We start from the raw sequence: 20,993 nt of genomic DNA on the forward strand, positions 1-20,993 counted from the left end.
CGGCCCCTGGACGGAGTGGGAAAACGACCGCTCACCCGTGACGTGGAGCCGCTCGGCAACGGGAAGGACTTCCAGACGGGGCCCGCGGCGATGCTCGCTGCATGAACACATCGAGGCATCCGCGCGCGAGGGCGGCCTTCGTCCTCGGGCTCTTCGTGGGCCCTCTCGCTGTCGGTCTCTTCGTATTGGCGGCCTGCATCGGCGCGTCGGCGTCAGGCTGGGGTTATGCGCTGGGGGGCGTGGTGCTTTCGCTGGGGCTCCTCACGAAGCCCTGGCGGACGCGGGGTGGCCTGACACGCGCGGGCTTGGGGCTCCTCGTCACGGTCGCGGCGGTCCGGCTCGCGGGGGCGGATGGTCCGAGAATGCGCACCGAGCGGCTGCCTGCGCCGGGAACGCGCTACCTGAACCGGCTGGTGGACGAGCGCGACGGCACGCTCCTCGCGGCCCACGTCCTCTGGCGTACGGGGAGGATTCCCGCCTCGGACGCAGCGGAGTTCATTCCCTCGCTGGAGTCCGCGTTCGACCGGCTTGCCCAAGAGGAGGGGCTGGTGGCGACGCCCGCCATCTCCACGTGGCTGGGACTCCAGTCACCGGAGGCCTTCGACACGGTGGTCATCACGCCCGAGAAGCCGAGCCCCGACACGGCCGTGGTGATGCTCCATGGCTACGCCGGCAACTTCACCGTGTATTGCTGGCAGCTGGCCCGGGCGGCACGGGCCATCTCCGCGAGGACCGTCTGTCCCTCCGTCGGTCCTGCGGGAGACTGGTGGAGCGCTGACGGAGCGAGGACGCTCGAACGCACCCTGGTCTGGCTCCGGAGCCAGGGCATCCGCCGCGTGTACCTGGCGGGGCTGTCCATCGGCGCGGTGGGAGCGCATGTGCTCGGCGGACGGGCCATGCCTGCTGGCATCGAGTTGCGGGGGCTGGTGTTGATCTCCGGCGCCGAAGCGCGGGCATCAGCGCCACGGGTCCCCATCCTGCTCGTGCAGGGCACCCGCGACACGATGATGCCCGCGCGCATCGCCAGAAACGTGGCCACGCGCCTGGGAAGGCGCGCGACCTGGTTCGAGGTGGACAGCGGGCACTTCGCCTTCCTGGACCACCATGAGGCCTGTGAGCAGGCCATCGCCACCTGGCTCCTCATGCAGGAGGAGTCCCCGCGCGAGCGGACCTCACGGTGAGGGCTGCGCTGTCACGCGGTCCTTCGACGCCACCAGCTCCTCGCGCCGCAACAACAGACGCGCGTTCGTGTTGGGCAGGATGCGCACCTGGAAGCGCCGCTGGGCCATGTCGTCGGCCGTGAAGACGTTCCGGTCGCTCACGAGCAGCAGCGCGGTGGGCACCACGTACCGCGACGAGCGGTTGCCGTAGTAGTGCACCAGCACGTGGTAGGGCCCCGGCGCCGCCTTCCGTGCGTGGTACAGCTCCGGCCCCAGGCCGTCCGTGATGTCCCAGTACAGCTGCCCGCCCAGCGACGTCTCCTTGTGCTGGTAGAAGCACTTCTCCCCGTCCGGCTCGATGACCCACAGGTCGATGTCCGTGCTGTCCGAGTTCCAGTGCGTGGTGAGCTGGTAGTCGATGGGCCGGGCATCCGCGAACATCCCCTCGCCGGCAGGCCCCCGCAGCCCGGCACGGCGCGCCCTGAGCACGGAGGCCACCTCCGCGAGCCGGGGCTGCCGCTCCAGTCCCGCCAGCATCCGGGCATAGTGGAAGCTCGCCACCGTCCGCATCTCCTCGGCATGCCGCTTCCAGGGACGCGCCAGGACGATCTCGTAGTTCCGGGCGGCCTCCGAATAGCGTCCGGCCGCGTCCAGCGCGAGCGCCTCCTCCAGGAAGGCCTGCGCCTCGAAGGGACGGCTGAGGCGCACGTGCTCGAAGAGCTCCGCCGCCGCCGGGTACTGCCCCAGCGCCAGCAGGCCGTACCCCACCAACCGCAGCGCCTCCGCGTCGCGAGGCCGCAGCTCCACGGGCGACGACAGCGCACGCACCGCGCCCCAGGTGTCCCCGGAGAAGGCACGCCTGCGCGCCACGGCCTCGTAGATCATCACGTCGTCCCGGTTCTCCTGCCGCGCCTTGCGATAGGCCACCTCGGCCTGGAGCCGCTCGTCACCGCCCGCGTAGGGCGCGTCCTTCAGTGGCTGGCGCCGCAGGAGCGCGGGCATCCCCTTCTGCTCCGCGAGCCGGGCCACCACCGCGCGGCCTTCGGCGGGCACTTCGTCCAGCGCGATGCCCAGGAGCTTGTCGCGGCGCTGGTCCTCTTCCCTGCGCCGCAGCGACTCCAGGTTCGCCAGGTCCACCTGCTCGTCGCGGACGGCGTAGCGCGTGTAGTCGCCCTCGGACTCCAGGACGAGCATGGACGCGCGGGCGTTGGCCAGCCGGTAGTGCTGGCTGAGCGCCACGATCATCCGGTCCAATCGCTCATCATCCAGGGACACCAGCTGGGACACGAAGAGCTCCGCCCACGCCCGGGGCGCGAACGCGCTGTCCTCGTCCACCGGCAGGGGAATGCGCAGCGTGCGCTCGGACCCGGTGCCCGCCTGGGTCACCACCTCCAGCGCCGCTTCGCCCTTGCCCGGCAGCCGCCCCGCCACCTGCAACTCCTGCCCGGGGAAGACGAGCCGGGGCCGGCCCGCCACCACCAGGTCCTTCACGTCCGCGCCCACCACCGACACGCGGGACAGCACCACGGACGCCGCGCGGTGCGCCTTCGCGGCGGCATCCACCTCCGCCGCGGACAGGACGGTCACGACACGTCCGCCGCTGGAGCGAGCCAGCGCGTCGAAGAGCTCCGTGTTCACCGCAGCCTCGCCGAAGCGGTACGTCACCCAGCGCAGGGACTCCACGCACGGGTGCCGGGAGAGGAGCGCGTCCACGCGGCTCTGCCCCCACGTGATGTTGCCGTCGGACAGCAGGAAGGCCGTCACGCGCTCTCCGGCGACGACGGGCTTGAGCCACTCACGCCCGGCCCGGTCCAGTTCCTCCAACGCGCCGTCCACGTGGGATGCGCCCTCCAGGAAGACGCGCTCCAGCTCCGCGAAGCTGGCCTGGCGGTTCGCCGCGTCATTCGGGCGGAAGCCCGGCCCGTGCAGCCAGCGCGGGCGCACGTCGAAGAGGAGCACCGCGTACTCCTTCAACGTCGCGTCCTTCTCCAGGAGGGCGCGCAGCGTGGCCGCCTGGATGGCCCAGGCGTTGCCGTCCTCGGCGGACAGCGAGGTGTCCACCACCAGCACCGCGCGGCCCGTGGGAGGCCCCTCCGCGCCGGAGGTGAGCCGCTCCGGCAGCCGCACCCGCGCGTGGAAGGCACGGCCCGGAAGTCCCGCGTCGTCCGCGCCCACCAGCACGTCCGCGTCCTCTCCGCGAGGCGTCAGTGCCACGCCCAGCGCGCCGTCCCCGGCGAGCTTGGGGAAGTCGTAGACCTGCCAGGCCTCTACCTTGCGGCCCTTCGCGCCCGGCTCCGGCTGCACGGTGATCTCCGACGCCTGACGGGGATCCACGTGGACGCGAGCGGTGACGCGCAACTCCTTGCCCGCGTCCGGAGGCAGCGGCCACGTGTAGCGCAGGCGGGTTCCGTCGAAGAGGAGCGTCTGCTCATACGCGATGACGACGCGCTTGAGGGACTTCGGAGGCAGGGGGAAGACGCGGGCGCTGAAGGTGGACGCGCCCGACCATTCGAGCAGCGCGGGGTCCACGTTGCGGCGCACGACGTCCTCATACACCTCCCGCGCGCGCTTCTGCTCCACGACGCGGGCCTCCTGGATGTCGCCCCAGGAGCGCTTCGCGCCACGGGCCGAGGGCGGCGCGGAGGCCACGAGCCGCTCCGACTCCGTCGAGTCATCGCCCAGGGGAGGCAGCAGGTCCGACGACTGGAACAGCGAGGGCGAGTCCACCGCCACCGCCCCCGAGTACAGCGCGAAGCCCGCCACCGTCGCGCCGCCGGGCAGCGGGTAATAGAACGTGCCTTCGAGGCTGCGGCCGGAGTCGTTTTCGAAGAGGTGATCGACCACGGTCCGCGCGCGGGAGCCCTGGATGTACGTGACGACGCGAACGGAGCGGGTCTTGAGGGGCTGATAGCGGCCGTCATCGCCCATCACCAGCACCTTGGCGGCGCGAGGCGCGGCCTCCACACGAGGCAGCACGGGCTTCGGAGCCTCCTCCTTGGCGGCCAGCTTCTTCGCGGGCATCGCGCCAGAGCCGGAGCCGAAGCCGCTAGCGGATCTGCCACCGCCACCGCCACCGCTGCCCTTGATGATCTGGATGATCTCACGGCGGCGCTGCTCCGAAGGAGGGGGCGCGCCCGAGGGCGCTGGCGCCGCGAACCGATCACCCACGACACCTCCGATGACACCCCCGGCCACACCGCCCTCGACTCCATCCTCTTCCGGCTCGGCGGGAGCCCGCGCTGAGGGCGCGGCGGCGGGCCGTGGAGGCTCCGCGCGTGGCCTCATCTCGCGACGTTCCGCGTCCCCGCTCGTCGCGACATCCAACACCTCCGCCTCCCCCAGCCCGGGGGCCTCGAGGGCGTGCGAGCTCGGCGGAGCAGCGGCGCGCGCGCGAGCAAGGTCCCTCGGTGAACGGGCGGCGGTTGGCGAGAGCGCCGCGACCTCCTCTTCGGAGAGCACCTTCGGATCCGCCACGGAGTCGCGCAGCGCCGCGAGGTCCACCTCGCCCGTGTCCGGTTGTCCCGCGACGGTGGCGGGAGCCACCAGTCCCGCCTGGAGGAAGGGCGCTGGCGTTTCAGCCGGGGCGGCGGCCTTGGGAGGAGAAGGAACGTCCGCGTCCCGTTTGCATCCCGAGGCGAGGACCCCCATCAGCAACACGACAGCGGAAACACGATAAATGCGCATGATTGAACGCTAACCCATCCGCGAGTGGCGAGCTCATGCCCGCCAAGACATGGCCAGCCCATGACACCGCCATGACGCGGTAGGTTCCCCAAAAAAGGGGATGCCCATGGATTGGTCAGCGGCGCAGTACACGCGATTCGAGGACGAACGGAACCGCCCCATCCAAGACCTGCTCGCGCGGGTTCCCACGGCCGACGTGAAGCGCGCGGCGGACATCGGCTGCGGCCCCGGCAACTCCACGGAGCTGCTGCGCACCCGCTTCTCCAAGGCCGCCGTCACCGGAATGGACAGCTCCCCGGACATGCTCGCCGCGGCGCGCAAACGCCTGCCGGACGTGCGGTTCGACCTGGGAGACGTCGCGACCTGGAGCGACCCGGGCCCCTACGACGTCATCCTGGCGAATGCGGTGCTGCAGTGGGTGCCGGACCACGCCACCCTGATGCCGGCGCTCCTCCATAAGCTGGCGCCGGGTGGAAGCCTCGCCGTGCAGATGCCGGACAACCTGGACGAGCCGTCCCACCGGTTGATGCGGGAGACCGCCAGCGCGGGTCCCTGGGCGGACACGCTGAAGGGAGCCTCGAGCGCCCGGACGGAGCGCCACGATGCCGACTGGTACTTCCGCACGCTGCGCGACGCCGGAGCCACGGTGGACGTCTGGCGCACGACCTACTTCCACCCGCTGACCGGAGGCGCTGGCGCGGTGGTGGAGTGGTTCAAGGGCTCAGGACTCCGGCCCTTCCTCGACCCGCTCGACGCGGAGGAGAAGACCGACTTCCTTGGCCGATATCAGGAAGGGATTGAACGGGCCTACCCGACCCTGCCCGACGGGACGGTCCTGCTGCCCTTCCCCCGGCTGTTCATCGTCGCGACGCGCTAGCAAGTCCGCAGGCGATGCTCCCCAGCGTGGCGACAGCGGCCTCGATGCGCGGCGTCCAGGGTTGGCCACAGCTCAGCCGGATGAAGTTCCGGTAGGAGTCCGGCCGCGCGGAGAAGATGGAGCCGGGCGCGATGCTGATGCCCGTCTCCAGGGCTCGCGCGTTGAGCTCGTGGGCATCCACCGAAGGAGGCAACTGCACCCAGAGCAGCAGCCCTCCCGAGGGCAGGGCCACGCGCGTGCCTGGGGGAAAATGCTCGGCGACGGCGCGGGCCACGTGCTCCACCTGCGACGCCAGGTTGCGGCGCAGGGCGCGCAGGTGTCTGTCATAGCCGCCGTTCTCCAGGAAGCGCGCGACCGCCTCCTGGGTCAGCAGTGGCGACGCCACGGTGTGCGCGAACTTGAGCAGCTCCACGCGCTCCCGGAACCGGCCTGGGGCCACGTAGCCCACGCGGAAGCCCGGGGCGATCGTCTTGGAGAACGAACCGCACAGCAGCACCTGCCCGCGCGTATCGAAGGCCTTGCAGGGACGGGGACGCTCCGGACCGAAGTGCAGGTCGCCGTAGATGTCGTCTTCGATGAGCGGCACGTCGTGCGCGGTCACCAGGTCCACCAGCCGGCGCCGGTGTGCTTCCGGCATGCAGCTGCCCACCGGGTTGCTGAAGCTGGGGACCACCAGCACCGCGGCCACGCGCCGCCGCTCCAGCGCGGACTCCAGTGCGTCCAGCTCCATGCCATGGCGTGGGTGGCAGGAAATCTCCAGGGCCTTGAGGCCCAGCGACTCGATGGCGAGCAGCGTGCCGTAGTAGGCGGGTGACTCGATGGCGATGGTGTCGCCCTTGCGCGCGGCCGCGACGAGACACAGGTGCACCGCTTCGGAGGCACCGCTGGTGGTGACGAAGTCATCGGCGCCCAGCGCGCAGCCCCACTCCAGCGAGCGTTTCGCCAACTGCTGTCGCAGCAGCTTCGAACCGGGAGGCACGTCGTACATCACGCCCTCTGCCTGCCGCTCCCGCGCGAGCAATCCCAGCTCCCGGGACAGGCGCCGGGTCGGAAGCAGCTCCGGCGCCGGCCACGCGGTGCCCAGCTGCACGACGCGCGGTTCGCGTGACGACCGGTACAGATGCGACACCAGGTCGCTGACGGTGACAGGCGTCGCGGAAGCGGGCGGCCGGGACACCGGAGGCTCGGCGAGGCGCAGCCGCTCCCGTTCGCGCACGTAGTGGCCGGACTGGGGCCGCGTCTCGATGAGCCCCTGGGACTCCAGATGCAGGTAGGCCTGGAGCACGGTGGAGACGCTCACCCGCTCACGGGCGCTCAGTTGCCGCACGGAGGGCAGCCGCTCACCAGGGCGGAGCGTGCCCGCGGCGATGGCGTCCTTCAGCCGCTCCGCCACGCGCTCGTAGAGCTTCAGTGAATGCGCACGTGCGCCCATGCAGGGTCCTCCTTCGGTCCTCAACGGATAGCGCCCGGCGCTCCCACTGCCCAGATACAGCTTCGCGGCGCCGTGACCAGCACAGTTCTCCGTCCTGGAACTGTACCGGTCACAATTCACATTTCCTGCATCTGTTCTGGTCGAGCCTCCGGACGCATGGTGGGTCCATCACGGAGGACCGAGATGGTGGACCCTTTCACGTTGCTGAATCCCCCCTGGCTGCGCTCGCTGGCCCTGCGTCTGCGAGGAGGCCCGGCATCCGACTCCTGCCAGGAGCGGGTGAGCCTGCCGGAAGGCAGCCTGTGGAGCAGGCGCCTGCGCGGCCCGTCCCGCAAGCTCGTCTGCGAAGAGGGACAGGTGTGGCTCACGTTCGAAGGCGACCCGCACGACCACGTGCTCGGCGCGGGCGACACGTTGGAGGTACACGCGGGGCACGTGGTGGTGCAGGCCCTGCGCGCGTCACGCTTCAACTTGTCCGACTGCCGGGCAGGTTCGGCGCGGGAAGCGGGAACGCCGTCGCCCAAGCCCTGGGTTGACAGCACTCGCGAAGGCGCTCCAATCCGACGAGGTGCGCCGCTACATCGACGCCACCTACAGCGGCGCGGTCATCCCCGCATTCTGAGATGCGGAGTGCGCTGAGCAAGATTCTCCAAGTCTTCTTGTCCCCCTCCTGCTAGCCAGCGCGGATGCGCACCACCGTCCTGCACCGTTCGCGCTCCCTCTCCGTCGTGGACTGCCGGTGCGACGCGAAGCCGGGCGAACGCCAGTTCGAGGAGCGGCATGGGGCCTTCTCGGTGTCGTACGTCCGGTGGGGGAGCTTTGGCTACCACTCCCGCGGCGCGGAGCATGAGCTCGTGGCCGGAGCAACGCTCGTCGGGTACGCGGGAGACGCCTTCCACTGCACCCACGAGCACCATCTCGCGGGCGATGAGTGCCTGTCGTTCCAGCTCTCCGACGCGCTCGTGGATTCGCTCGGAGCCTCCCTGGACGTGTGGCGCGTCGGCGCCCTGCCCCCGGTCCCCTCCCTGGTGATGCTCGGTGAGCTCGCGCAGCAGACGGCCGAGGGAAGGACGAACCTGGGCCTGGATGAGGTGGCGCTCGCGTTCGCGGCGCGCTTCGTGGGCACCGTCTCCGGGAAACGCGAGACACCCTTGAGGATGCATGCGCGGGATCGTCGGAGGGCCGTCGAGGCCGCGCTCCTCCTCGATGCACAGGCGGAGGAGCCGCTGACGCTCGAGGAGCTCGCGGCGAAGGTCGGCTTGAGCCCGTTCCACTTCCTCCGCGTCTTCCGCGGAGTGCTGGGCGTCACGCCGCACCAATACCTGGTGCGCATGCGCCTTCGTCAGGCGGCGCGCCTGCTCGCGACGGATGCCCCCATCGCTCGCATCGCGTACGACGTGGGCTTCGGGGACCTGTCGAACTTCGTGCGCACGTTCGGCCGCGCGGCGGGCGTTTCACCACGCGCGTTCCGGAAGGCATCGCGCGGGGACCGCAAGATTCTCCAAGAGAAGATGGCGGCCAACTCCTAGAAGTGAGTCTCACTTCAGGAGGCATTCGTGTTCGACCACATCGGTCTACGTGTGAAGGATCTCCCCCGCGGCATCCAGTTCTACCAGTCGGTGCTCGCCCCCCTGGGCTACGTGCTCTGCCACCAGGACGCGACGAGCGCGGGCTTCGGCCCCAAGGGTCAGCCAGCGCTGTGGCTCTATCCCGCGAGCGACGCCCGGAGCACCGGACATGTCGCCTTCCGGGCCAGCGAGCGCGCCGCCGTGGACCGGTTCCACGCAGCGGGCATCACGGCGGGCGGGAGCGACCATGGCGCGCCGGGCATTCGCGCGGACTACGCGGACAACTACTACGCCGCGTTCCTCATCGACCCGGATGGGAACAACGTCGAGGCCGTTTGCCTCACGTAGAAGCCTCCAGCCGCATGCACACGCATTCAACCCTGGCGCCAACACAACACGAGCACACACACCATGGCTTCAATTCGCAAGGACATCACGACGAGCGCCACGCCCGAGTGGGTATGGGATGCAATCCGCGACATTGGCGCGCTTCACACGCGACTGGTTCCTGGCTTCGTTGTCGACACACGTCTTGAGCCAGGAGGCCGCGTGGTCACCTTCGGCAACGGGATGGTGGTCAGGGAGCCCATCGTGACGGTCGATGACGAGGGACGGCGTCTCGTCTGGGGCGCGGAAGGCGGACCGATGACCCACTACAACGGAGCGGTCCAGGTCCACGCGGAGGGCACGGGGAGCCGGGTCGTCTGGACCGCCGATTTCCTTCCTCACGAGGCGAGCGCCATCGTCGGACCGATGATCGACGAAGGCCTGGTCGCGATGAAGAAGGCACTGTACGGAGGCGCGTAGAACAGCCGCCCGGCAGGTCCGGCTCCCGAGTCAGACGATGTCGAGCCCGTACTGCGCGGCGGTCAGGTACTGAAGCATGACGAAGTAGACACTGGAGGAGGCCTTGTGGCCCGAGGCCCCCTGGTAGTACTTGATCATCTCGTTGCGCAGGGCCCGCAGCTGCGTCTTGTTCTGTGAGCGGTTGTCCGTGAAGGGATTGCTCAACTCCGCCACCAGGCCACACGCATCGGCGAAGGCGTCGAACGAGGCCCCATCCGTGTCGTCCACGACCTCGTAGTCGCCTTTCTTCTTCCCGCTGCCCTTCACCACGTCCGCCCAGAGCTGCGCGCGCACCCGCGCCCGCGACTCCGAGACACTGGTGACGAGCGCGACCTTCAGATGCTCCGCGAGCGCATCCGCGGCCCAATCTCCACCCGGCCGCACCGACGCTCCCCAGGTGCCGGTGGGGTTGAAGGAGAACGTGGGCCAGAAGCCCAGATCCGCGGGCAGCCCCATCCTGCTCTCCTTCCGGATGAGCCCGACGAGCCCCTTGCGCACCTCCTCGGGCTCATGCGCGTCCGGGAAGGACAGTGTGCAATCCTTCAGGGGAATCTCCTCGCCCAGGTGGACCGGTGACGTGAGCGGATGCGTGAACACGCCCACGACCGAGTTCAGGGCCGTCACCCCGGAGGTCTTCACCTTCTTGCTGTTGTGCACGGCGTCGTACGGCGAGAAGTGGTGGAACACCTGCGCGGGCCCGCCGATGTGCAGCTCCAGCTTCTCCTTCGACGACTCCCCCAGCACGACGGGCGGCGCGGAGATGGCGTAGCAGCAGACGCTCACCCGGCTCTTTATCTTCGCGTAGACCTTCTCCAGGAGCTCGCCGCCCGCCAGGTCCAGATACGCGCACTGCGCGAGCGCGCCGCCCAGGCTGTGGCCGGTGAAGATGATCTCCCGGGGAACACGGCCGTGCATCGCCTCCAGGCAGGCCGCCGCCAGGGACTCCTGACAGCTCTCGTAGGCGTACCAGAAGCCGGCGGACAGCTTCGCGTTGCTGAACCGGCCGACCTTCACCTCCTTCAGGTGATTCATGTCGGTGACCCAGTCCGGGCTCCCCGCGCTGCTGACCAGCGCCTGCCCCAGCGCGCGTCCGCCGCTCCCGCTCCGGCTGCCGCGAAAGACCACCGTCAGCCGCTCGAGGTCGGGGTCGTAGATGGCGGCGCCCATCCAGCTGGCCCAGCCGGCCTTCGGGTGCGTCTGCGTCATCCCCGTCTTGCCCTGGAAGTAGCAGCACCGCTTCGTACCGGTCGCACCGGAGTGCTCCAGGCCCAGCAGCGTCCTCTGCCCGAAGAGGTCCGGGACCTTGATGGTGATGTCCTCCCCTTCCAGGTCCACGCCCTTCGAGAAGGAGATGGAGCGGTCCAGGTCCCGGGGTTGGAACAGGATGTACGGAGCGTCTCCCGTGCCGCCCCGGTACACGACCCCGTTATGGGGGTTCGGCGGAGTCCTCAGGTCGTATTCGATGGGGTCGAACTTGTGGCTGTCCGCTTCGCTGCCGAGCAGCCTGTGCACCTGCGCCAGGACCCGGTCTCTCGCGCCCTGCCACATCCCGGCCCCGTGGGACTCGTAGAACGGATCCATCGGGTAGACACAGCCCTGGGCGTACGCCTTGTAGGCGAAGCGGCAGTACTCCAGCATGTCCAGGGCCGTCTGGGCATTGGGATGAGGCACGGGGTGACTCCTGGGGAGCAGCAGCGAACGTCGAGAATCAAACGGGCGCTGGCGACATAGAGTCAATGGAGCGGGGCTGACCCACACGGGCCAGTTGCTCCATGAGCGCGGCACCCACCGCGTCAGGCGCTTCGAGTTGCGGGAAGTGGCCCACGTCCTCCAGCTCCAGCACCCGTGCCCGGGGCAGCGCCTGCTTCCACCGCGACAGGTGCTCGGGCTTCACGAGCTTGTCCGCCTTGCCCCAGACGACCAGCGCCGGAATGTCCGCGAGCCGGCCCAGGCCCGGCCCCTGTTCGTCCATCCACGGGCCTTCATGGGAGATGGAGCGCGCGAAGCCCCAGGTGCCCATCCGGGACGCCCGGTCCGGGAACTGCGACAGGAAGGACTGGTGCAACTCCCGCGTCAGCTTCGTGCGGCGCCCCCAGGACATCTTCACCAGCGTCCGCGCGGAGAAGTTCCAGGACAAATACAGCCACCGCATCAGCGCGTTGTCGACATTGGGGCCCTTCAGGTCCCACAGCCAGCTCTGCACCACGGTGAGGCTCAGCACGCGCTCCGGCGCCGCGATGGCGAGCGGCAACGCGATGGGCCCCCCGAAGTCATGCACCACCAGGTGGAACGGTCCCAGCGACATCTGGTCGAACCATGCGCGCAGGTTCTCCACGTGCCAGGGCAGTGAATACGTGCGCCAGTCCCCGGGCCTTTCGCTGTCACCGAAGCCCAGGTGCTCGGGCGCGAGCACGCGATACGACGGCGAGAGACGCCGGGCCACGTCCCGCCACTCACGCGAGGACGACGGCGTCCCGTGCACCAGCACCACCGGCGTGCCCTGTCCTTCCTCATGCCACGCCATCTCACCGCCGGGGACCTTCAGCCGCTTCATGGGGTGTCTGCCTTTCGCTTGCGTGAGGGAGTCGCGGGCCACCTTCGGGCCGCGGCACGAATCACTTCTGCGACGGGGTAGCCGCCTTCGTGCTGCAAGTACTGTTGGGAAATGCCTTCCACCATGGCGAAGAGCACCCGCGCTTCAATGTCAGACTCGGGCACCGCGCGCGCCGCCAACGCCTGCGACAACCGCTGGTGCGTGGCCCCCAGGAAGTGCTCCAGCGGCAGCTTCAGCCGCGCCAGCACCTCCGGCTGGTGACGCAGGCCATGGCTCAGTCGCCAGAGGTCCCGGTGCGCGTCCATCATCTCCACGGCGGACGTGAGCAGGACCGTGACGAATCCCCGCGCGGAGGGTTCGCGGTCCGCGGCCTCCAGCGTGTGCGCGACGTCCAGCATCGACGACTGCATCAGCGCCGCGAGCACCGCCTCCTTCGATTCGAAGTGCGAATAGAGCAGTCCCACGGCGATGTCCGCCTCCTGCGCGAGCGCGCGGACACTGCTCCCGTCGAAGCCGTGGCGGGAGAAGAGCCGCACCGCGGCCTGGAGCACGCGCTCCCGCGTCTTCTCCCGGAGGACTGCATTGGCGTCAGCCGTACGAGGCATGCCCCGAATCATTGAGTGAACGTTCGCTCAATGTAAAGAACTTCAGGCAGGCACGCCGCCCCACCCACCTACGCCAGGGGCATCAGGTCCGGCTCGACGAACCGGGTCCGCGCCTCGGCGCCGAAGAGGACCTCTCGGGAGTAGTAGTCCTCGAGGAGGTCCTTGCGCTGGAATCGTGGGTTGTCATTGACGAACGCCGTGAAGTCGCGCCCTGGCCCCGCCGCCGCCCGCGCACTGACGAGCTGGACCCACGCGACCGTCATGGTCTCGTGGTACTTCTCCGGAACTCCGAGTCGGCCCGTCAGCACCCGCAGACCCGCGCGGGTGAGCTCGACGGCCGCATCACGCCCCGCCCTGAGCGTGTAGAGGTAGACCACCCGCACATGGTCGAGATGGGCGAACCCGCTCAGCTCCCCCCGTGAGAATCCTTCGAGAAACACGTCGTCATCCATGGCCATGCCTCCTCCATCTACTACGAAAATGTACTACGGTTTCGTAGTAGACGAAAGATTCAGGGGAGGTCAGAGAGCCGCTTCATCAGCGCGGTGTGTCCCCGGACAGCGTCACGGCCTGCTTCCACGAGCTTCGCGTCGACCTTCGTGAAGGCCTCCTCCGCCGCCTCGCACTGAACAGCTCCTGCGTCGGTGATCGCGACCAGCAGGGAGCGTCCATCCTCGGGGTTGCGGGAGCGCCGCACGTAGCCGTGCTTCTCCAACCGCGACACCAGGCTGGTCGCCGTGGACGCGCCGATGTGCAGCGCGGACATGACACCGGTCATCGTCATGGCGCCAGACGCCAGCACGGACAGCAGGACCGCTTCACCGGCGCTGAGACCGGTGGCTTCCAGCTCGGCCTCCAACAGCCTGGCCGCCTTGTGCCCACCCACCAGGAGCCCCGCGGTCAATCCCACCATCGACTTCGATGCAGCCACCGTTCATCCACCTCCGTCCGGATGACAGTGTGTCAGCTTGTGCTCCCATGCGGGGCACCACGGGATTGACCGTTTATTCACGAAAATATAATTTCACTGTTTGTGCGAGGGCTTCCGTCCCGGTGCCCGCACGTTCCCTGAGAGGCCGAATGAAACTGAAACTGACCCAGGCGGTGAGCGCCATCTCCCTTCTGGCCGCGGCGTGCGGCCCGATGCCGGAGGGCCCGGAGTCCGACAGCGAGCAGATCGGTCAGACGGCGCAGATGATCCGCCGCGAGCGGGCCATCCCCAACGAGTACATCGTGGTCCTGCGCGATTCGACGCAGGAGGTCCGGCAGCAGGGAGCGGCGAACATCGCCCGGGAGATGGTGTCCCTCACCAGCGGCCGCGTGCTGCGGACCTATGAGCACTCCATCCACGGCTTCCTGGCGAACATGAGCGAGGCCGAGGCCCGCCGCCTCCTGTCCGACCCGCGCGTGGCGTACGTGCAGGAGAACGGCCTCATCCACGTGTCCGCGACGCAGACCGGCGCGACCTGGGGCATCGACCGCATCGACCAGCGGGACCTGCCGCGCAACAGCTCCTACACGTACAACGTCGACGGCACCGGCGTGCACGCGTACGTCATCGACACCGGCATCCGGCAGACCCACACCGAGTTCACCGGCCGCATCGGCAACGGCTACGACTTCATCGACAACGACAGCGACCCGTCCGACTGCCATGGCCACGGCACGCACGTGTCGGGCACGGTGGGCGGCACGACCTGGGGCGTGGCGAAGAAGGTCACCCTCCACGGCGTGCGCGTGCTGGACTGCACGGGCTACGGCAACGACGCGCAGGTCATCGGCGGTATCGACTGGGTGGCGGCCAACCACGTCAAGCCGGCGGTCGCCAACATGAGCCTGGGCGATGTCGGCATCCAGGCCATCGACGATGCGACGGAGCGGCTGATCGCCGCGGGCGTCACCACGGTGGTCGCCGCTGGCAACGACAGCGCCAACGCCTGCAACTACTCGCCGGCCCGTACGCCCAACGCCATCACCGTGGGCTCCACCACCAGCACGGACGCCCGCTCGTCGTTCTCCAACTACGGGACGTGCGTGGACATCTTCGCGCCGGGCTCGAGCATCACCTCGGCGTCCAACTCCGGCAACTCGTCCAGCACGTCCATGAGCGGCACGTCCATGGCGTCGCCGCACGTGGCTGGCGCCGCGGCGCTCTACCTGAGCGCGAACCCCACCGCGACGCCCGCGCAGGTGCGCGACGCGCTGGTGAACAACTCCACGCCGAACAAGGTCACCAGCCCGGGGACCGGCTCGCCCAACAAGCTGCTGTACACGCTCTTCATCACCGGCGGCGGCGGCAGCGACACCACCCCGCCCACCACGTCCATCACCTCGCCCGCGGGCGGCGCGACGCTGAGCGGCACCGCGAGCCTGAGCGCCAGCGCCACCGACAACGTGGGCGTGTCTCGCGTGGAGTTCTTCGCGGGCACCACGCTGCTGGGCACGGCGACGGCCTCGCCGTACAGCTTCTCGTGGAACACGGCGACAGTGGCCAACGGCACCTACGCGCTGACCACGAAGGCGTATGACGCGGCGAACAACGTGGGCACGTCCGCCACGGTGTCCGTGACGGTGAACAACGGCACGGGCAGCTGCTCCATCACCGAGCAACTCCTCGCCAACGCGGGCTTCGAGAGCGGCAACACGGGCTGGACCACGTCCTCCGGCGTCATCGACGGCACCACGTCCGGCAGCGCGCCGCGCACGGGCACGTACAAGGCCTACATGAACGGCTACGGCAGCACGCGTACCGAGTTCGCCTACCAGGACGTCACCATCCCCGCCACGGCGTGCAGCGCCACGTTCACCTTCTGGGCGCGCATCACCACGGCGGAGACGACGACCTCGACGGCCTACGACAAGCTGGCCGTCCAGGTCCGCAACAGCGCGGGCACGGTGCTGGCGACGCTGGCCACGTACAGCAACCTGGACAAGGGCACGGCCTACGTTCAGCGGACGTTCAGCCTGGACGCGTACAAGGGCCAGACCGTCCGCATCTACTTCAACGGCACGGAGGACTCGTCGCTGCAGACGAGCTTCTTCATTGACGACACGGCGCTGACCGTCGTCCGGTAGTCCGCCGGCGGGAAGTCGATGTCCAGAGGCCCAGCAACCCCACCGGGTTGCTGGGCTTCTCTTTTCGGTGTCAGGTGCCGGCGGACGCTCGGTGTCAGGGCCATGCGACCGCCCTGGGAGTCACGCACATGACGTGGTGGATCTACGCTCTGGCTTCCGCGGGTTTCGCCGCGCTGACCGCCATTCTTGGGAAGGTGGGTGTGGAGGGCGTGCCTTCCACGCTCGCCACCGCCCTGCGCACCGTGGTGGTGCTCGTCTTCGCCTGGACCATCGCGCTGGCCCGGGGAGAAGGCGCCGCCCTTCCCACCCTCAGCCGCCGCACGCTCCTCTTCCTCGCGCTCTCCGGCGTGGCCACGGGCCTGTCGTGGCTGGCCTACTTCCGGGCGCTCCAGCTCGCTCCCGCCTCGCGGGTGGCTCCCATCGACAAGCTCAGCCTGGCCCTCACGCTCGTCCTGGCGTGGGGCCTGCTGGGCGAGCCCATGTCGTGGAAGCTCGTCGTGGGCGTGGGGCTGATGGTCTGCGGCGCGCTGTTGACGCTGGGCTGACGGCCAGCGTCAGGCGCCGGGGGCGCTTCGCCGCGAGGGGCGCAGGTGCACCGGGGGCCCTTCGGGCGCGGGGAGGATCCACGCCTTGGGTCCCAGGCTGTCCTCCTCCTTCGCCAGGTCCACGTGCGGATCCACCAGCGGCTCCGACATCCGGCCGTTCAAGGACACCCGCACGTCGGCCCGGACCTCCATGGGGTGGTGCGTGTTCGCCTCGAAGTCCCGGGCAATCCTGTGGGCCAGTTGCAGGATGAGGTCCGGCTGCACCGCCATCTCCCGCTCCTGCAACCGCGTGAGGTACTGGCTGGGCGGAACGTGCCACTCCCGGCCGGTGACGCTGTCACGCACCAGGAACGTCGCGCTGCCGTTCTTCTCCCGCGTCATCACCCGCCACGAGAAGCGCATCCCCTGCTCGTGCCAGAGCACGTTGCCGCCATACGCGTGCGTGCGCAGCGGCAGCGCCACCTGGAGGACCGCGTAGGTCAACGCCGCTCCCAGCGCCAGGCGGCACTTCCAACCCGGCACCACCAGGGTCGCGCCTTCGCCCACCCCGGAAGGACGCACGGCCAAAGGAAGGCGCCGCACCCGGGCCGCGAGCACGCGCGGCCACGACGGGTCGAAGAACACCAGCGCCGCCGTCACCATGATGAAGGGGAACATCCCGATGGGGAACAGCACGAACGTCACCGCGTGGAAGCCCAGCACCACGACGTACGCGAACGGCCGCGTGCGGCGCCACATGAGGAACAGCACGATGGTGGTGTCGAACAGCATCCCGCCCCAGGCCGCCGCGTACGCCATCCAGCGCTGCTCCAGGAGCGGCCCCACCCACGGCAGCCCCGTGCGGGCGGCCAGCCAGATGTTGAGCGGCTGCGCGTGCACCAGCCAGTCCGTGGTGACCTTCGCCAGCCCCGCGAACACGTAGACGACGGACACCTGGAAGCGCAGCAGCACCGTGCACCACGCCGGCAGCCAGTCCCTCCGCAGCGCCGGCTTGCGCCACGCGTCCACGGAGAAGGCCCGGTGCGCGGGCACGAAGCACATCAGCCCCAGCAGCAGGCTCACCAGGTAGTAGTGGTTGAGGTAGTTCGTCACGTCGAGCAGTTGCACGTAGGCGAACACCCCGAACAGCAGCACCACCGTCACCCGGTAGAACAACCCCACCATCAACAGCGCGCCCAGCACGCCCATCGCCATGAAGAGCGCGGGCATCCAGTCACCGGGGAGGACCGGCACCCAGCCGAACCCCCAATAGGTGAAGCGGAAGCGGGGCTGCGCGAACAACACGCCCACCCAGCCGTAGGCCAGGAAGCGCACTGCCGATACGGTGATGAGCAGCCCCAGCGCCACCCGGAACGCCGCCAGCGCGGCGATGTCCCGGGGCGCCAGCAGCCACGCCCACACCCGTGCCAGCGGCCTGCTCCCGCCGCCAGCCACGTCAGTCATTGTCTCCCTCGAGGCCCGCGGGCGGCTCCAGGTCCAGCGTGGTGATGAAGTCCGTCTTGAGCGTGTCCGTGATGCCCTTGAAGTCGTTGTAGACCGTCATCACCGACGGCTTGTCCTGCACCAGCGCCTGAGCGAGGTCTGCTTCTTCCACCGCGACCAGCGCCGCGTCGGCCTCCACCACCTCCTGGCGCATCCGCGTGGCCACGCCTTCCGCGCCCACCGCCGCCAGCACGTCGTCGAAGCCCGGGCCCGTGAAGTCCGGGCCGCAGCCGTCCATGAGGCGGCGGAAGCCCACCAGGTTCTGACGCAGGTTCTGCTTCGAGCGGCCCGCGAACTGCGACTCCAAGAGCTCCGGGCAGATGGACGACGAGCAGTCGCGCAGCGCCAGCGGCCGCGCCAGCTTCTGGTCCTTGCCCTCTCGCTCCACGTAGAAGAGCGCGTCGCTCATCGCGTTGAGCGCCACCTGCGTCGAGGGGAACACCGCGTTGCCGGAGCCCGCCGTCGCCAGCGTCTTCAGGAAGTTGCCGCCCTCCGGCGCCCACGCGGTCACCAGCGCCTGCGCGTGCTTGTGCACGTCCGCCGCCACCACCGCCGCGTAGGCCCGCTTGCGCGCCGCCCGGTCGTCCGCGGACAGCGCCGCCCACGTCCCCTGCGCCACGATGACGGAGTTCGGCCCACAAGCCGTCTCCGCGCCCTCGTAGAAGAGCAGGTACTCCAGCGCCAGGAACCCGCGCCGCGTCACCAGGCTGGAGGAGAAGCTGGCCGACTCGTAGCCCTTGGACACGAGCTGCTCCTCGATGGAGCACCGGTTGTAGAGCGGGAACGAGTGGATGTTGTCGCGGATCTCCGCGCCGCCCGGGCTGCTGCGCGGCGCCGCGGGCCCCACCTGCATGGGCTCCATCACCTGCCAGACGTCCATCGCCTCGTGGAACGCCGTGCGCGCCGCCGTCCGCGCCGCCGCGTCCGGCGCGTCCCGCAACGCCGCCGTCGCGGTCTGGAGCGCCGTGGCCTTGGGCAGGAACTCCCGCGCCGTCCCCAGGATGCACTCGCCCGCGGCGCTCAACAGCTGCGCGCGCACGTCCGTGCCGCCGTCCCCGGGGCCAGGCTCCACCGGCTTGGGCTTGTTGTCGCTGCACGCCACACACAGCACCGCGGTGAATGCCAGGGCCCTCACTCCCAGCCGGGAGGGCGCATCAGGACGGGCTTTGAAGACAGTCATGGGATCCGCGAGTATCAAATCAAAGTTGCGAATGACAATTATTATCGAAACTGGGATGTCGTCTTGACTTCGAAGGACTCGCAGTCTACTCACCGCCCCGAAACGCGCATGAAAATGAGAATCGTTCTCAGATTCGCCACCACAAATGAGACGCCTCTCATTTACGGCCAGCCAAAATGAGAATCCCTCTCATATTTCACTCATCCCCTACCCGAGGGTCGAAAATGACTAATCAGAGGAAGCACCGGAGCATCACGAAGCTGCTGCCCAGCATGCTGGTTCTGGGCCTGACCGCGACCTACATGGGTGGGTGTGGTGATGACGAAGAGCCCACTCCGACGCCGGACGCGGGCACCAACACCGACGCGGGCACCAACACCGACGCGGGCACGAACACCGACGCGGGCACGGACGCCGGCACGGTCACGCCGGACACGGACCTGGCGTTCGTGCGGCTGAACACCAATGGCTCGGTGGACACCAGCTATGCCTCGAACGGCATCTCGCGCGTGAGCCTGGGCACGGGCGCCGGCACGGTGCGCGACGCCATGTGGAGCGTCAGCCGCGACGCGCAGGACCGGCTGGTGGTGTTCGCCACCAAGAAGGCGGAAGGCACGCGCACGGACACCGACCGCGTGGTCGCCCGCATCACCACCAACGGCGCGCTGGACGAGACCTTCAACGCGTCCCCGGCCGCGAACGCGAAGAAGGGCTTCTACGCGCTGGACATCGGCGGTCTGGGTGACTCCGCCCGCCACGGTCTGGTGCAGGCGGACGGGAAGATCATGTCCGCCGGCTACCTGTCGCAGCCCTCGGGCGTGGGCGCGCAGTCCGCCAATCGCATTGTGATGCTGCGCCTGAACGACACGGGCACGGTGGACAACACCTTCGGCTCCAAGGGCGTGCTGAACTCGGCGCCGTTCGCCACGAACGACCCGACCAAGGAGTGGGGCATCTCCGAGGCCTACGCCGCGGTGCAGCTGTCCACGGGCGACTACATCACCACCGGCTACGGCCGCGCGGCGGGCGTGTCCGGCGACAAGGTGGACCTCATCTCGTTCCGCTACACCGCGACGGGCGCGCTGGACACCACGTTCGGCGTGAACGGCGCGTTCATCCTGGACCTGGCCGGCGACAACGACCGCGGCCGTGACGCGGTGGCACTGAAGGACGACCGCGTGTTCATGGTGGGCAGCGCGACCCGGGGCCCCAGCCAGATCGATGCCCTGGCGGTGGTGCTGACGGCGAACGGCCAGCCGGCGACAGTGGACGGCTTCACCGAGGGCTACAAGCTCTACTCCTTCGACCGTCCGGACGAGGCCTTCTTCGACGTGGAGAAGAAGGACGTGGGGGACGAGGAGTACGTGGCCGCCGCGGGCTACCGCGCCGGTGGCAGCCAGGACGACGACGCCATCCTGCTCATCCGCAACATGACGACGGGCACGGAGTTCGTGGGCGCGGTGCCCTTCTCCGAGACGGAGAACGACCGCTTCTGGGGCGTGACGTTCGGCCCGGACAACAAGGTGTACGCGGCGGGCTTCGTCACCGAGGGCGGTGACAACCGCTTCGCCGTCGCGCGCTTCAACCTGGACGGCACGCGCGACACCACCTTCGGCACGGGTGGCATCGTCACGGTGAACGTCATCGCCGGCAAGCTGGACGAGGCCGCTCGCGCCATCGCCGTGCAGGCCGACGGGAAGATCGTCATCGCGGGCGCCGCCGAGGCGCAGTAGTAGGCGTTCACGCAGTCGCGGTCGGCGGCGGTCTTCCGGGCCGGCGGGGAGGTTCCACTCCCCCGCTGGCATGGTCGACCGCCGCACCTCTTCGCACGTTCCTCCGGGAGTCTTCGTCCTCATGGGTGCACCGACCTGGGCAGTCGCCGTCGTTTCCTTCGTTGTCTCCTCGTCGGCCCCGGCCCAGACGCCGCCGCCCCCACCAGAGTCTCCGCGGGCTCCGGCCGAGGCTCCGCTGGCACCTCCGCCGGC

General features: G+C 69.3%; 17 protein-coding genes and 1 pseudogene. 9 read left to right on the plus strand and 9 right to left on the minus strand.

All coding sequences use genetic code 11. The features are described from left to right. Positions 1–101: 101 nt before the first annotated feature. Positions 102–1,181, plus strand: a complete 1,080-nt coding sequence (locus tag D7Y15_RS11835; protein WP_121752615.1) for an alpha/beta fold hydrolase — start codon at positions 102–104, stop codon at positions 1,179–1,181. Here the strand turns inward: D7Y15_RS11835 and D7Y15_RS11840 are convergent. Next, the gene (locus tag D7Y15_RS11840; RefSeq protein ID WP_233604904.1) at positions 1,173–4,703 is read right to left on the minus strand and encodes a VIT domain-containing protein; all 3,531 of its coding nucleotides are present in this window, start codon (positions 4,701–4,703) and stop codon (positions 1,173–1,175) included. The two genes, D7Y15_RS11835 and D7Y15_RS11840, sit on opposite strands and share 9 nt — an antisense overlap. Positions 4,704–4,950: 247 nt before the next feature. On the opposite strand from D7Y15_RS11840, the gene tam reads away from it, so the two are divergent. Beyond that, entirely contained in the window at positions 4,951–5,721 is a 771-nt protein-coding gene (gene tam / locus D7Y15_RS11845; RefSeq protein ID WP_121752628.1) for a trans-aconitate 2-methyltransferase, read from the plus strand. On the opposite strand, the gene D7Y15_RS11850 is transcribed toward tam, so the two are convergent. Continuing rightward, positions 5,702–7,153: a PLP-dependent aminotransferase family protein gene (locus tag D7Y15_RS11850; protein WP_121752617.1), complete on the minus strand. Its 1,452-nt coding sequence runs from the start codon at positions 7,151–7,153 to the stop codon at positions 5,702–5,704. The genes tam and D7Y15_RS11850 overlap by 20 nt on opposite strands. A 183-nt stretch (positions 7,154–7,336) precedes the next feature. On the opposite strand from D7Y15_RS11850, the pseudogene D7Y15_RS46745 reads away from it, so the two are divergent. The 4 genes and pseudogenes from D7Y15_RS46745 to D7Y15_RS11875 form a co-directional block, all read left to right on the plus strand. Further along, positions 7,337–7,591, plus strand: a pseudogene (locus tag D7Y15_RS46745) (DUF2917 domain-containing protein); the annotation flags it as partial. A gap of 248 nt (positions 7,592–7,839) precedes the next feature. Further along, positions 7,840–8,682, plus strand: a complete 843-nt coding sequence (locus D7Y15_RS11865) for a helix-turn-helix domain-containing protein (RefSeq protein ID WP_121752618.1) — start codon at positions 7,840–7,842, stop codon at positions 8,680–8,682. Between the two features lie 27 nt (positions 8,683–8,709). Then, entirely contained in the window at positions 8,710–9,069 is a 360-nt protein-coding gene (locus D7Y15_RS11870; protein WP_120575243.1) for a VOC family protein, read from the plus strand. A 63-nt stretch (positions 9,070–9,132) separates the two neighbouring features. Further along, the gene (locus D7Y15_RS11875; RefSeq protein WP_121752619.1) at positions 9,133–9,528 is read left to right on the plus strand and encodes an SRPBCC family protein; all 396 of its coding nucleotides are present in this window, start codon (positions 9,133–9,135) and stop codon (positions 9,526–9,528) included. 30 nt (positions 9,529–9,558) lie between these two features. Here the strand turns inward: D7Y15_RS11875 and D7Y15_RS11880 are convergent, their stop codons facing one another. The 5 genes from D7Y15_RS11880 to D7Y15_RS11900 form a co-directional block, all read right to left on the minus strand. Then, positions 9,559–11,238: a hypothetical protein gene (locus D7Y15_RS11880; RefSeq protein WP_121752620.1), complete on the minus strand. Its 1,680-nt coding sequence runs from the start codon at positions 11,236–11,238 to the stop codon at positions 9,559–9,561. Between the two features lie 37 nt (positions 11,239–11,275). Then, positions 11,276–12,121 carry an alpha/beta fold hydrolase gene (locus tag D7Y15_RS11885; RefSeq protein ID WP_120575240.1) on the minus strand — a complete coding sequence of 282 codons (846 nt, stop codon included), beginning with the start codon at positions 12,119–12,121 and terminating at the stop codon, positions 11,276–11,278. Continuing rightward, positions 12,118–12,726 carry a TetR/AcrR family transcriptional regulator gene (locus D7Y15_RS11890; RefSeq protein WP_158629040.1) on the minus strand — a complete coding sequence of 203 codons (609 nt, stop codon included), beginning with the start codon at positions 12,724–12,726 and terminating at the stop codon, positions 12,118–12,120. The genes D7Y15_RS11885 and D7Y15_RS11890 overlap by 4 nt, the downstream gene beginning before the upstream one ends. A gap of 68 nt (positions 12,727–12,794) precedes the next feature. Continuing rightward, on the minus strand, positions 12,795–13,178 hold the full coding sequence (locus D7Y15_RS11895; RefSeq protein ID WP_148712746.1) for a hypothetical protein: 384 nt from the start codon (positions 13,176–13,178) through the stop codon (positions 12,795–12,797). 59 nt (positions 13,179–13,237) lie between these two features. Next, the gene (locus D7Y15_RS11900) at positions 13,238–13,657 is read right to left on the minus strand and encodes a MarR family transcriptional regulator (RefSeq protein ID WP_148712747.1); all 420 of its coding nucleotides are present in this window, start codon (positions 13,655–13,657) and stop codon (positions 13,238–13,240) included. A gap of 149 nt (positions 13,658–13,806) precedes the next feature. Here D7Y15_RS11900 and D7Y15_RS11905 point away from each other — a divergent pair, with 149 nt between their 5' ends. Beyond that, positions 13,807–15,801 (plus strand): S8 family serine peptidase, encoded by a 1,995-nt coding sequence (locus D7Y15_RS11905; RefSeq protein WP_121752624.1) that lies wholly within the window; start codon positions 13,807–13,809, stop codon positions 15,799–15,801. 128 nt (positions 15,802–15,929) lie between these two features. Next, a complete protein-coding gene (locus tag D7Y15_RS11910) occupies positions 15,930–16,346 on the plus strand; it encodes an EamA family transporter (RefSeq protein ID WP_120575235.1) in 417 nt (138 codons plus the stop codon). Positions 16,347–16,355: 9 nt separating this feature from the next. On the opposite strand, the gene D7Y15_RS11915 is transcribed toward D7Y15_RS11910, so the two are convergent. Beyond that, positions 16,356–17,789, minus strand: coding sequence for an HTTM domain-containing protein (locus D7Y15_RS11915; protein ID WP_121752625.1), 1,434 nt, complete (start codon positions 17,787–17,789; stop codon positions 16,356–16,358). Then, positions 17,782–19,008 carry an imelysin family protein gene (locus D7Y15_RS11920; RefSeq protein ID WP_121752626.1) on the minus strand — a complete coding sequence of 409 codons (1,227 nt, stop codon included), beginning with the start codon at positions 19,006–19,008 and terminating at the stop codon, positions 17,782–17,784. Before D7Y15_RS11920 ends, D7Y15_RS11915 begins: the two co-directional genes overlap by 8 nt. 224 nt (positions 19,009–19,232) lie before the next feature. On the opposite strand from D7Y15_RS11920, the gene D7Y15_RS11925 reads away from it, so the two are divergent. Continuing rightward, positions 19,233–20,741 carry a hypothetical protein gene (locus D7Y15_RS11925; RefSeq protein WP_233604905.1) on the plus strand — a complete coding sequence of 503 codons (1,509 nt, stop codon included), beginning with the start codon at positions 19,233–19,235 and terminating at the stop codon, positions 20,739–20,741. Positions 20,742–20,993 lie beyond the last annotated feature (252 nt).

Source organism: Corallococcus sp. AB030 (assembly GCF_003668965.1).
GTDB lineage: Bacteria > Myxococcota > Myxococcia > Myxococcales > Myxococcaceae > Corallococcus > Corallococcus exiguus.

What these genes read in the sequence shown, in the direction of transcription:
- D7Y15_RS11875 (WP_121752619.1), top strand. Translation starts at nt 9,133, where the DNA reads ATGGCTTCAATTCGCAAGGACATCACGACGAGCGCCACGCCCGAGTGG.
- D7Y15_RS11910 (WP_120575235.1), top strand. Translation starts at nt 15,930, where the DNA reads ATGACGTGGTGGATCTACGCTCTGGCTTCCGCGGGTTTCGCCGCGCTG.
- D7Y15_RS11915 (WP_121752625.1), bottom strand. Translation starts at nt 17,789, where the DNA reads ATGACTGACGTGGCTGGCGGCGGGAGCAGGCCGCTGGCACGGGTGTGG.
- tam (WP_121752628.1), top strand. Translation starts at nt 4,951, where the DNA reads ATGGATTGGTCAGCGGCGCAGTACACGCGATTCGAGGACGAACGGAAC.
- D7Y15_RS11885 (WP_120575240.1), bottom strand. Translation starts at nt 12,121, where the DNA reads ATGAAGCGGCTGAAGGTCCCCGGCGGTGAGATGGCGTGGCATGAGGAA.
- D7Y15_RS11835 (WP_121752615.1), top strand. Translation starts at nt 102, where the DNA reads ATGAACACATCGAGGCATCCGCGCGCGAGGGCGGCCTTCGTCCTCGGG.
- D7Y15_RS11905 (WP_121752624.1), top strand. Translation starts at nt 13,807, where the DNA reads ATGAAACTGAAACTGACCCAGGCGGTGAGCGCCATCTCCCTTCTGGCC.
- D7Y15_RS11895 (WP_148712746.1), bottom strand. Translation starts at nt 13,178, where the DNA reads ATGGATGACGACGTGTTTCTCGAAGGATTCTCACGGGGGGAGCTGAGC.
- D7Y15_RS11920 (WP_121752626.1), bottom strand. Translation starts at nt 19,008, where the DNA reads ATGACTGTCTTCAAAGCCCGTCCTGATGCGCCCTCCCGGCTGGGAGTG.
- D7Y15_RS11850 (WP_121752617.1), bottom strand. Translation starts at nt 7,153, where the DNA reads ATGGGCGCACGTGCGCATTCACTGAAGCTCTACGAGCGCGTGGCGGAG.
- D7Y15_RS11865 (WP_121752618.1), top strand. Translation starts at nt 7,840, where the DNA reads ATGCGCACCACCGTCCTGCACCGTTCGCGCTCCCTCTCCGTCGTGGAC.
- D7Y15_RS11890 (WP_158629040.1), bottom strand. Translation starts at nt 12,726, where the DNA reads ATGCCTCGTACGGCTGACGCCAATGCAGTCCTCCGGGAGAAGACGCGG.
- D7Y15_RS11925 (WP_233604905.1), top strand. Translation starts at nt 19,233, where the DNA reads ATGACTAATCAGAGGAAGCACCGGAGCATCACGAAGCTGCTGCCCAGC.